Source organism: Pseudomonadota bacterium (assembly GCA_041395565.1).
GTDB lineage: Bacteria > Pseudomonadota > Gammaproteobacteria > UBA9214 > UBA9214 > UBA9214.
In genome coordinates this window covers 394,729-406,564 of sequence record JAWLAI010000003.1, presented here as the reverse complement: position 1 = coordinate 406,564, position 11,836 = coordinate 394,729, and the positions used below count along the sequence as shown (strand labels likewise).

Below are 11,836 nucleotides of genomic sequence, written 5' to 3'. Positions count from 1 at the left end.
GCCGGTCGGGTGCTGACCCCGGCTCGACCCGCCCGCGCTCCGGAACGGCGGGCTGCGCACGGCCACGGCGGCAAAGCTGCCGCACCTGTACATCCAAGCGCCATCCCGCCACGCTGCGCATGCATCCGCGGCGCGGAAATATTTCACGCGCGCAGTAACTTTCCCCCGGCCGCCCGGTCGAAATGCCCGCACCGATCTCCCGGCCGGCATGACCGCGACGGCAGGGGGTGCCAGTCCGGCACAACCTGCGGTGCGGTTGTGCGACTGGCAGCGCCGGAAGCTTCCGCCGCTGCGCCGCCGCCACGTCAGGCGGCCAATGCAAACTGCGAGCATACATATGGAATTCTTCAAAACCGGAACGCAAATCGATTTCATGGGCAGGCGCAGGCTGATGGCCGCGCTGCTGGTGGTAATGATCGCCGTCAGCCTTGGTTCGCTGCTGACCCAGGGGCTGGCGCTCGGGCTGGATTTCAGCGGCGGCACCATCATCGAAGTCAGCTACGCGACACCCGTCAAGCTGGCGGACGTGCGCAGCGCGCTGGGCAAGGGCGGATTTGCCGATGCCGTGGTGCAGGAATACGGATCCGCACGCGACATCATGGTGCGGATCGCCCCACGCGCAGGCGAGGACAGCGCCGGCCTGAGCACGCACGTACTGGAAGCGTTGCAGCAGGCCGGCACCGGCAAGGTCGAGATGCGCAAGGTCGAATACGTGGGTGCGCAGATCGGCAGTGAGCTCACCGAACAGGGCGGACTGGCAATGCTGTTCGCGCTGATCGGCATCTTCATCTACGTGATGCTGCGTTTCGAATGGCGTTTTTCCCTGGGTGCCGTGCTTGCCACCGTGCATGACACGATCTTCACGCTGGGTATTTTCTCGCTGTTCCGGATCGAGTTCGATCTCACCGTGCTGGCCGCGGTGCTCGCCGTCATCGGCTATTCGCTGAACGACACCATCGTGGTATTCGACCGTATCCGCGAGAACTTCCGGCGCATGCGCACCGGCGGCGTGATCGAGGTAATGAACGCCTCGATCAACCAGACCCTATCCAGGACCATCATGACCAGCGGCACGACCCTGCTCGTGGTGCTGGCGCTGTATTTCTTTGGCGGTCCCGTCATCCACGGCTTCGCGCTGGCGCTGATCGTCGGCATCCTGATCGGCACCGTGTCCTCGATCTACGTCGCCAGCCCGCTGGCGTTGTGGCTGGGCGTTACGCGCGCCAACCTGATGCCGGTAAAGCGTCCGGACGTGCAGGATGCGCAGGAACCCTGAACCGGCCCTTCGGAACTATCACATAGTTATCGTCGGCCAGGCGTCGCCGTCTGGATATGCTGGGCATTAGCGCCGCGCCTGTCCCGTTTTGCTGCACGCGACGAGAAAATCCACGAGCAGCCGCACGCGCTCAGGCAGCAGTCTGCGTTCCGGATATAGCAGGTAGAACTGCGCCGCTGGACCGCGCCAGTCGGGCAACACCCGCTCCAGCTCCCCGGCCTGCAATGCCTCGTGACAGACGAAACCCGGAATCAGCGCGATACCGGCGCCGCCGCGACATACCTGCAGGATGGTGGCCATGTCATCGCAACGCAGTATGGGCTGGAAACGCACCTGCCGCACCCGCCGCCCCCGCTGCAACGACCAGGTTCCGATACCGCTGTTCTGTTCCCCAAAGCCGATGCAGGGCAGGCCTTCCAGCTGCGCCGGTGCTGCGGGCCGATCATGGCGCGCGAATACATCTGGAGCCGCTACCAGCATTCTTTCGCTGCTGCCCAGCGACCTGGCGACGAGCGTGGAGTCCGCCAGCGGTCCGACCCGCAGCGCCAAGTCGTAACCCTGTTCGTGCAGGCTGACCACACGATCGTTCAGATCCAGCTCGATGCGGATATCAGGATACTCCGCCAGGAAATGCGCCAACCAGGCACCCAGAAAGCGCCCGCCCGGCGTCTTGGGCGCGGTCATCCGGATCGTGCCACCTGCACGCCCCGTACCCACCGCCAGGCGCTCGCGCGCGCCTGCCACCTGCTCGGACAGCCGCTGCGACTCCGCATAAAGCAGACGTCCGGCAGCGGTCAGCTCGAATGTGCGGCCGCGACGGTTGATGAGCCGGGCGCCGAATTGCTGTTCCAGTCGGGCCAGCCGTCGGCTCAGGGTGGACTTGGGCAGGCCCATGCGTCGGCTGGCTGCGCTCAGGCCGCCGGAATCCGCGATCCGGGTGAATAGCAGCCAGTCGTTCAAATCCAGATTTGACATTTGTTTCGTTCCATTAATGGAACTCATTGTTCGACTATACCCCGTTTTCACGGCCCGACAACGTCCCTAATATGTCCGTGCAGTCGGTGCGTGCTGCAGGCCCGGCCGGTTGCCGAACCGGCGGTGCTGCAGCCCGGCCATGTTTGAACCACCTGCGCAAACGGCAAGGAGAAGATAAGCATGTGCAGAATATGCTGGATACTCGTGCTGCTGCTGGTCTTGCTGGCGGGCGGCGTGATCTACCGCTTCGTGATTCAGGGCAGCGTGGAATCAGCCGGCGACGGCCGCACCGCCATCCTGCTGGATCCGGCCGAACGCGATCTGGTACTGGCCGAGATGCGCGTCTTCCTCGAAAGCGTGCAGCAGGTCACTGCCGCCATTGCGGCGAACGACCCCGCGCGCGCGGCGGCGCCCGCCCGCCGCGCCGGTCGCGCGGCCCAGCAGGCAGTGCCCGGCGCGCTGATGGGCAAGCTGCCGCTGCCCTTCAAGCAGTTGGGATACGACACCCATAGCCGCTTCGACGAACTCGCGTTGGATGCCGAACAGCTGGGTGATCGCGAGCACACGCTGGGCCAACTCGAAATCCTGCTGCAGAACTGCACGGGGTGTCATGCGACGTATCGCATCGCACCGCCACGCTAGGGGCCGGTGCGGGATAACGGTCTAGCGGATCTCGACCAGGAACCGCAGCTGGAAGGATGGATCCCCGCCGCCACTGTTACCCGCCATGCCGCCCCGCGGCCGGATCCTGATATAACGGACGCCCGCATCCACCCCGCCGGCATCGGCGGTCGGGACGTAGCTCCAGTCCGCGCCATCCACGGAGAACTCCAGGTCATCCGTCGGGCTGGCCAGTGCGCTGTAGGTATAACCCAGACCGCTCGCCGGACTGCCGTCGAGGAACAGCACCGGCCCGGAACCGGGCACGCCGAGGTCGCCGACCAGCAGCGCGGTGCCGGGCGGGATCAGGTCGCTGACCACCACCGTGTCGGTATCCGTGCCGCCAGCGCCGCTGTTGCTGACCTGGATGGTGTAGAGCAGCCGCGCGCCGGGTATGTTGTACGGGTCGAACGTGCCGTGCAGCGGATCGGACAATGTCTGCACGGACTTGACCAGGGTAAGCTCGGCCACCCCGGCAGTCACAGTGAATGTGGCCGTACGCTGGTGCGCGATCGTGCCCTCGCTGCCCTCGTGCGCCGTCACCCGCGCGGACCAGGTCCCGCCGCCCGCGGCGGCGGGCAGGGTGTAGGCGTACTCGTAGACCTTCGTCGCGGCGCCGGAGTCCGCCACCTGGGTCATGGGCACCGCGGCGAGGAGCAAGGCACCGGCGGGATCGGCGAGGTCGAGCACGGCCGAGGTGATGTCGAAACTCCCGAAGGGATCGCTCACCACTGCCCGGATATACACCGTCGCACCCGGCTGTAGGTTAGTGAGCGCGGCACCGCCGGGATAGGCTGCGTCATGGAGCTGCACGCTGTCGACGTTGATCACCGTTTTCGACGGCAGGCTCACGGAGGAACCGTTCGGCTCGACGCGGATCGCCCGGTTGCCGTTACCGGTCGTGCGATTCTCCACGGTCAGGGTGAGACTGGAACCTGCCGGCAGCACCCGGTCGCCGGGACTCGTCAGCACCAGGTTGTAGGTGGCGGTGACCGCAGGGTTCAGGTCCACGTTCGCGAGCGCCAGGGTTGCCAGCGGACCCAGCGCCGATGAGGACAGCGTGATGACATAGTCACGCGCCTGCCCCGGACCGGTCTCGTCCAGCACCAGTGTCACCGGGATCACGCCGCTACTGCCATCGATGGTGAGCGCCGTGGCCAGGGCCGGATCCAGGGTCCAGCTGGCCGTGTCGCCCTTGCTGATCCGGATGCTGCCGAGTGCACCGGGCAGCCTGCGCGACAGGGTCGTTTGCTGCAGATACAGCGCCTTGTCGCCGCTGGCGGCGAGCTGCGATGCCGACACCGTCAGGGTCGGCGCAGCCGGGCTGGCACCGGGACCGGCCGGATTGGCGACCGACGCGGTATTGGCGATGCTGTCACCGGCGCTGGCGCCGCCGCTGACGGTCACCTCGAACACGATGCTGTCGGTCGCGCCCGGCGGCAGCGTGATACCGGCGATGTCCAGCAGCGTGGCGGTCGAATCGTTGCCGGCACCGTTCGGCCAGGACACCACCGTCAGATTCGTGGTGTGCGCGGGCAACGGATCGGTGACGCGCACCCCGGACACCGCCGTGCCGTTGCGTTCGATCAGCGTGATCGTATAGCGCAAGATGTCACCCAGCTCCACGTCTCCACCGTTGACATCGATGACCGTCTTGGTCGAGTCGGACAGATCCGGCTGCAGGACGTCGGCGCTGTCGCTGGCACTGTTGTTCCCTGGCTGATTGTCGTAACGGGTACCGGTGACCGTCGCCGTATTGGTGACAGCGGGCACCGCCGCAGCGCCCACGTCCACCGTCAGGGTGATGCCCGGCAGGCTCGCACCGCCGGCCAGCGGCCCGGGATGGACACAGCTCACGTCCTGCCCCGATGCCGTACAGTTCCAACCCGTACCGGTCGCGGCCGCGAATCCCAGCCCGGCCGGCAGGGTGTCGTGCACGGTCACGGGACCAGGCTCGTCAGCCGGACCGTTGTTGCTGACAGCGAGGTTATAGACGCCCGGCTGCCCGACCGCGAAATCGCCCGCGTGGGTCTTGCTGATGGCGAGATCCGCTGCCAGCGCATGCGTGACGCTCAGCACCTCCATGCTCAGCAGCACCAGGTCGGCGCCGGAGCTGTAGACCGACGTGGCCGATGTGGCGCCGGGTACGAGCAGGCTGCTGATATCGTAGTTATCGAGATCCACGCCATAACTGGTGTTGCTGCCGAGGACGTTGATAGTCGAGTTGAACTGGTTGCTCGGCGGGTTGAGGCCGTCGGTCAGGGCCGTGCCGTTGAACGTCAGCGCCTCGGTGTAGCCGCCCATGGCGCTCGAGTTCTCGACATCACCCTCCCAGGTCAGTACGCCGTGCTTGCCGTCGATGCCCGTTGCGGGGATGACGAAATTGCCTGCGGTCAGCGACAGGGTGCCGCCGCGGAAATACTGGAAACCATCGTACACGTTGACGGCGCGCAACGGCTCGGATGCGTGCTCGTAAACGACCAGCAGGCTCCAGCCGGCCATGACCGCGGACACGTTGCAGTACGGCGCACCGTTGTCGACGCGCAGGCCGGCGAAGGTATAGGTGCCGTTGCCCTTGGCGGCGACGTGGGCGGTGACGTCCTCGAAGCCGCTGAAATAGTCGTAGTCCGTGCCGCCGGTGCGGAAGGTCTCGGTGAAGGTGCGGTCGGCACTGACCTGCATGCCGTCGAGTGTGACGTTGTAATCCGGCGCCGCACCGGAGCCGGCCCAGTACAGATAGGCCGCGGTGACCGTGGCACCGGCCGGGATGCCGCCGAGCACGGCACTGCTGCGGCCGTTGGCGACGAGCGCGCAGGGATTGACGCTGTTCGACGCGGCACGCAGGGAACCGCCGGTGGCGGTGTAGTCCATGTTGCCGACGAAACTGCGATACAAGGTGACGGGAACCCCGGCCACGGCCGCCTGCCAGGGCGCCAGTACGCAGCAGGCCAGCAGGCTCCCTACCAGCAGCAGGCGCCGGAACGCGGCGCTGGCGCCGCCGTCGGCACGCCCCGTGCGCGGCCTGATCGCAGTGTCTGACGTGTGCCGTACCTGTCCCATCCGCAGCCTCAGTCCCGGTTGAACCAGTCGGCGGTTGCGCGCACCGACTCCTGGTCGAACTTGAAGCGCAGGCTCAGATACGGCCCGCTTGCCGTGTAGCCGGCCAGCGCAAAATCATCGTCGCGGTAACCGCGCCAGTTGTAACCGGCGCTCACCCAGACGTTGGTCGCGGGGTTGTAGCCGACGGACACGCCGTAGGAATAGTGCTGTTGATCCGCATGCCAGCTGCGCAGCGTGCTGGCGCGCGCGCCCACGTCCCAGCGCCGGCCGAGATCGCGCCGCGCCTCGAGCCCGATGGCGTCGGTGTAGCCGTCATAACCGATGCCGTCGATCGTGTCACGACCATACTTGGCGCCGTAGAAGGTGCTCAGCTGGTTTCCGGCGCTGCGGTAGTTCGCCAGCGTGTTGTTGACCGCCTTCCAGCCATGCAGCGTCCCGGCATCCCCGTCCCGGCTGTCCACGGTCAGGTCGGTCCGGTTCAGCAGCGTCCAGCGCCGCCCGAACGGACGGCGCACGATGCCGAGCCGCAACTCGCCCTGCCGGCTGTCGGCACCGCTCGCGCTGTCCGTCGCGAACAGCTGCAGGCGCGCCGACAGCCCCAGACCCGCGCGCGGCGTGCCGGCCGCGCCGCTGGTGAAGCTCCACTTGTCCTCCGTCTCGGCGCTGCGGCGCTCGATGCGCGAGGTCCACGACCAGTCCTCGTCCTGGCGGGTGGCACCAAGCGACACGGCGGTGAAATCCTCGGTCGCGCCGAATGCCGGCGGCAGCGCCGCGCTGAGCGGCTGCGCGCCCGGCTCGCGCAGGGTCGTGCTGCTGTCCAGCCCGGCATCCACGCTCCAGTGCGCGTCGACCTGCCAGGTCTGCTGCACACCGGCATTGGCCAGCAGGCGCGGCCCGTAATCGCTCGCGCGCTGCTCCAGCGAGGTGTGCACGGTCGTACCCGCCCAGGGCCGGGTCTGCATGCCGACGCGGGTACCGCGGGTGTCCTGCTGCGCGCCGAAACTCAGTTCCTGCTCCACGAACAGGGCGGTCGAGGGATTGAGCAGGTAGTCTGCGCCCAGCAGGGTGCGAGTCGGGTAGTCGGGGTTGCTGTTGTCCTGCAGCGACTGGTCGTGGTCGATGCGCAGGTTCAGCCGGCTGTCGAGCAGGCTGCGGTGCGCGCCGAGCGTGAGCTGGCGCGAGATATCGTCGGGTCCCGTGGCACGGCGGTCACGGGCCTGGCGCAGACCCGCATGCATGCCCTGGTCGGTGGTGTCGTACACCATGCCGGCTTCGAGCACGTCGCGCTGGGCGGCGGTTTCCAGGTCGTGCTGACGGAAGGCCTGTGCCGTGAAATCGAAGCGATCGGTCAGCCGGTAGCGGCCGTCGAAACCGTAGCTGCGGATACCGTCGCCGCTGCGGCTTTGCTGGCCCAGACCGAACCCGGTTTCCTGCTCGCGGTAATAGATGCTGCCGTCGGCCCTGCCCGCACTCTGGCGCAGCTCCGCGAAGTAGGCGTCGCGGTCGCTGCCGGTATGTTCCCGGCTGTTCGCGTATTCCAGCTTCATCTGCAGGCTGGCGGTGATATCGACGGTCGCATCGACGCCCCGCAGCCGGTCGTCGCCGCCGCTGCCGCCCTGGCTGATATAGGTGGCACCGAGCTCGACCTGCTCCCCTGCCAGCGTCACGGCACCGCGCCCGCCATAGGTCAGGTGTTCCGTGCTGCCGGCCCCGCTCTCGTAGTCGATGACGATGAATACCGGATCCAGGCTGCCGTCCTGGCTCGGCACCGGTTGCCGGAAGAACAGGGTACCGGCGGCATAATCGATGTTGTAATCGATATTGCGCGTCAGCGGCCGGGAGGAGAGCACGTGCTGCGGGCGGAACCGGTCACGCGTCTCCAGCCGCACCTGCTCGGACCCGTACACCAGGTCTGGCTGGCTCAGCCGGTACAACCCCGACGTGCCTTCCCCGCGCAACTCGTCGCGCACGAAGTCCTGGGCGGTGTCGCTGGCAAACGCATTCAGGTTGTAGCGTCCGCTGCGCAGCTCGGACTTGAACCCGGTCAGGGAGCGGTCGTAGCGGGCCAGCTCGGTCACGGTCAGCCCGGTCTGGTAATCGCCGAACAGGGCGTAGTACTGGCGGCGTTCGAGCCGGACGTAGAGCTTGTCCCGGCTGGAGGCATCATAGCCCTGAACCATGCGATCGCCGTACACGGGATAGTAGGCGTCGGGATCGATTTCCTGGAACAGGGTGTCGCGCTCCTGCCGGTCCTTGGCCGAATCGTAGGCCAGTGTCAGCAGCCACTCGCCCTTGATGCCGCCGCGGGCGAAGAACGACAGCTTGCCATCGGTGTAGGTATCCGCCTCGAGGCCGGCGTCCGCGAGCGATGTCAGGTTGCCGCTGACGGTGCCATGCGCGACGCTCCCCTCTGCCAGCCCCACGAGGATCCAGTCGCGTGGCGCCGGCTGCAGCCAGGGTCGCAGCGTGGCGGCACGGTTCGCCAGCGGGATCACCAGTGTGGCCACGCCGCTCCGGGTCGTCGGCTCGAGCTCGATCAGTGCGATCCCGTCCGCGCCGACGCGATAGCGCGGGCGGCCGCGATCCAGCCCCGCCAGCGGCTGGCGCTGCAGGTCATCGATGTTCTGCTGCGCCACGTGCGGGGGCTCGACGCTGAATTCACCGATCAGGCCGGCGCGGATGGGTCGGTCGTCGCGATCGTACAGACGTACCGCGATCACCGGTGTCTGCCTGCCGTCGGCGACCAGGCGAGACTGCGCCTCGACCAGTTCCGCGCGCACCGGCAGGGTCGACATGCGCACGGCGCGCTCGATGCGCTCCAGTAGCCGGCCGTCGGCCGCGCGCGTTTCCACCACCAGGGTATTGTTGCCCTGTTCGATATCGACGCCGGCCCACTGGCTGACCGCGACCGTGCCGGCACCGTTGCTGACACGGCTGTCGAAGTTCAGCGCGCCGAGCGGCCGGCCATTGAGCAGCACCGTCAATTCCTGCGCGGGATCGTGCTTGACCGCGATGCGGATACTGGGGATCGGCGGGTTGTGGTCCTCCGGCGGCCACAGCAGTTGCAGTCCGGGCTGCGCCGACTCCACCCAGGCCCGGTCGTAGACCGGCATGGTGAGCTGGCGCACCTCCGCGGATGAGGTCTTGCGGTCCGGGATCAGCGGACCCTGCCAGGCACCTGCCACCTCGACCGTGATATTGCCCGGCCGCCCGAGTTCACCCAACCGGGCGGCATCCAGCATGGTCTCGGTCACGATATGCAATTCGACGCGGCGGTTGCTGGCCCGCCCGTGGTCCGAACTGTTCAGCTGGTACGGCCGGGTCGCCCCCTGTCCCCGGATCACCAGCGCACCGTCCGGCAGCCCGAGCAGCCCGGCCAGGTAATCGCCCACCGCCTGCGCGCGGGCGATCGACAGCGCCAGGTTGTCGGCGAACTGATCGCGCGCGCGCGGATTGATGCGGACATTGTCGGTATGGCCGATCGCCTCGATGTGCAGCACGCGGTGGCCGCGCAGCTCCGCCGCGATGCGATCCAGCACGGCCTTGTCGGGATCGCTCAGCTGGGCGCTGAAGGTGGCGAAATGGGTGCCGGCCTCGCCCTCGAGACGATGCTCGTGCAACACGCGCTGCAACACGGTCTCGACCACCGGTGTCCGTTGTCCGGCCTGGCCGGGACCGTCGAACATCAGGAAGGCCCGGGCGGGCAGCGTGGCGGTCTCGCCGTTCGCATCCACCGCGGCCAGGAAATTGAGTTCGCGGGTCCAGGCGCCCGTTGCCTCACCCAGCGGATAGATCAGGACCGAGCCGCGGCTTTCCGGATCGGCAACACTGGCATTGTCGAGCACACTGCTGCCGGACAGGTAGTGCACGCTGGCAGGCAGGTTGATCATGAGGCGCAGGTTTCCGAGCGGCAGGTCACCGCCCTGCAGCGCCAGGTGATAGGTGGCGACATGATCGTCCACGCTGCTTGCGAACGTCAGCCCGACTTCCGCATGCGGCGGTGGCAGTGCGCGCACGTGGAAGTCGGTCCGCCACAGGGTCCCGCCCTGGAGGTCCACGAAGCGCGAGAAGGCGCGCCCGGCGAACTGCGTGTGCTCGTCGCAGATCACCGGTTCATAGCCCGGCCCGAGGGTATCGAGGTCCAGTTGCACGACATGGCTGCCGGGCCGCACGCCCTCGACGTGGAACATGCCCTGGGCATCGGTCACTGCATAGGTGCCGTTTTCCAGGTAGACGCGCACGCCGGCCACGGCGCCGGACGCCGGACTGTCCGGCGCATCGCAGTCACCCGCGATGACCCGCCCCATGAGGACGTTGCGGTCACGCAGCAGGTCCTGCCGGATCTCCACGCTGGCCACGGCCTGGTTCGATACCAGCGTGCCGTTGCCGGCACTGGCGGTGGCACGGTTGACCGCGACACCGGCCGGTGCGCCGGCGGCGACCTCCACCACGTAACGCAGCTCGACGACCGCGCCGTCGGCCAGATCGCCCAGGTTGAAATTCAGCAGCCGGCCGTCCGCACTGATGGCCGGCTCCGCGAGCGGGCTGTCGCCACGGCTGGCCGAGCCGTGCCGGTAGCGTAGCCCGGGCGGCAGGGTATCGGTGATCTGCGCGGCCGATGCGGCGACACCGGTTTCGTTGCTCAGCCGCAGCCGGTACTGCAGGAAGTCGCCGGCCGCCGCCACCCGTTCGCTGGCCGCCTTGCTCAGGAAAAAGCCGGTCGTGCCGGGATCCAGCGGGATATCCACCTGGATCGCCGGACCGAGCGCAACGCTGAAGGGCGCACCGCGCGATCCCTGCTCATCGAGTGCGAACGGCGCCCCTGGCAGGGCCTGGAGTACGGCGGTCGGCACGACGCTGGGTGCGATATAGCCCGGGGGCGGCGTCACCACGATGCGGTAACTGCCCGGCGCGACGAAGGGGAAGCGGTAGGTGCCCGGTGCGAAGGCGTACACCGTGCCGCTGCTGTCGGTGGCACTGCCGCCACTGGTGAGCGTGGACGGAAATGCGCTCACACCGTCGTCACCGAACACCGCCGCCGGCGCCCCGGTGGCGGCATCGACGAGCGTGAGCGTGACACCGTCGACGAGCTGCCCGGTACTGCTCGCGAACACACGCCCGTACGGATCGACGAACGTGGATGTGATCGACGTATCCGTGTTGTCGGAGACATCGACATAACTGGCCACGATCTCCGCCGCATCGCGCAGGCCGAGCTGGCCGTTGGCCGCGGTCGCGGCAGCCGGTGCCAGGGCGGCGACGTAGGACTGGATGTAGCCGGTGAAGATGCCGGTATCCGGACCGGTCTCGGTCAGACGCAGCAACTCGGTGTCGCCGGTCGCGCCCACGCCGATGCTGACCGTAACGGTCTCGGCCCGCGCCGGATCGGTATTCTGGTCGAGGTCGGTCAGGCGCACGAAGACCGGCTCCCCCTGGTGAAACATTGTGGCCGGCGCCAGCGGCACGGGGCTGCCGAGGTCGATCGGCGTGGCGCTAGCCGCCGGGAGCGGCGCCGGCAGCGGCAGAAACGGTCCCGTCACCGTCCCGCCGCTGCTGTAGTCGGTAACCGCGACCGGTACCGGTAGCGCCGCTGCGCTGCCGGGCGCGTATTTCAGGAACTCGAGCGAGGACGGCACCCGCGGCCACGTCGTTACCGTCGTGACGGTGTTGGAAACACTGGCAAGGCCGCCGTTGAAGGTTGCCAGCGCGGTGTTGTGGATGAGCGTGCCTGCCGGCACCGCGGCGGCGACGCCCGGCAACAGCAGCAGGCCGGCCAGCAGCCACCCGCAACAGGCAGGCAGGCCGTGGTACCGCCGGGTGCTGGCCACGCGCATCCGCACCTAGGCGTCACGCGTTACGGACCCG

Annotated in this window: 5 protein-coding genes; 2 read left to right on the top strand and 3 right to left on the bottom strand. The window is 67.8% G+C overall.

Translation table 11 applies throughout. The features are described 5' to 3' along the window. The first annotated feature begins 337 nt into the window (after window positions 1-337). Window positions 338-1,276 carry a protein translocase subunit SecF gene (gene secF, locus R3F42_05145; protein ID MEZ5541411.1) on the top strand — a complete coding sequence of 313 codons (939 nt, stop codon included), beginning with the start codon at window positions 338-340 and terminating at the stop codon, window positions 1,274-1,276. Between the two features lie 66 nt (window positions 1,277-1,342). Here the strand turns inward: secF and R3F42_05140 are convergent, their stop codons facing one another. Beyond that, complete coding sequence (locus R3F42_05140; GenBank protein ID MEZ5541410.1) at window positions 1,343-2,251, bottom strand: LysR family transcriptional regulator; 909 nt, start codon at window positions 2,249-2,251, stop codon at window positions 1,343-1,345. Between the two features lie 180 nt (window positions 2,252-2,431). Between R3F42_05140 and R3F42_05135 the strand changes: the two genes are divergently transcribed. After that, complete coding sequence (locus R3F42_05135) at window positions 2,432-2,893, top strand: hypothetical protein (protein MEZ5541409.1); 462 nt, start codon at window positions 2,432-2,434, stop codon at window positions 2,891-2,893. A gap of 21 nt (window positions 2,894-2,914) precedes the next feature. Here the strand turns inward: R3F42_05135 and R3F42_05130 are convergent, their stop codons facing one another. Together R3F42_05130 and R3F42_05125 are read right to left on the bottom strand one after the other, a co-directional pair. After that, window positions 2,915-5,971, bottom strand: a complete 3,057-nt coding sequence (locus tag R3F42_05130) for a hypothetical protein (protein MEZ5541408.1) — start codon at window positions 5,969-5,971, stop codon at window positions 2,915-2,917. Between the two features lie 8 nt (window positions 5,972-5,979). Then, window positions 5,980-11,799 (bottom strand): OmpA family protein, encoded by a 5,820-nt coding sequence (locus R3F42_05125; protein ID MEZ5541407.1) that lies wholly within the window; start codon window positions 11,797-11,799, stop codon window positions 5,980-5,982. Window positions 11,800-11,836: the final 37 nt, after the last annotated feature.

Excerpts from the sequence above, each read along its gene's own strand:
- secF (MEZ5541411.1), top strand. The coding sequence starts at position 338 with ATGGAATTCTTCAAAACCGGAACGCAAATCGATTTCATGGGCAGGCGC.
- R3F42_05140 (MEZ5541410.1), bottom strand. The coding sequence starts at position 2,251 with ATGTCAAATCTGGATTTGAACGACTGGCTGCTATTCACCCGGATCGCG.
- R3F42_05135 (MEZ5541409.1), top strand. The coding sequence starts at position 2,432 with ATGTGCAGAATATGCTGGATACTCGTGCTGCTGCTGGTCTTGCTGGCG.
- R3F42_05130 (MEZ5541408.1), bottom strand. The coding sequence starts at position 5,971 with ATGGGACAGGTACGGCACACGTCAGACACTGCGATCAGGCCGCGCACG.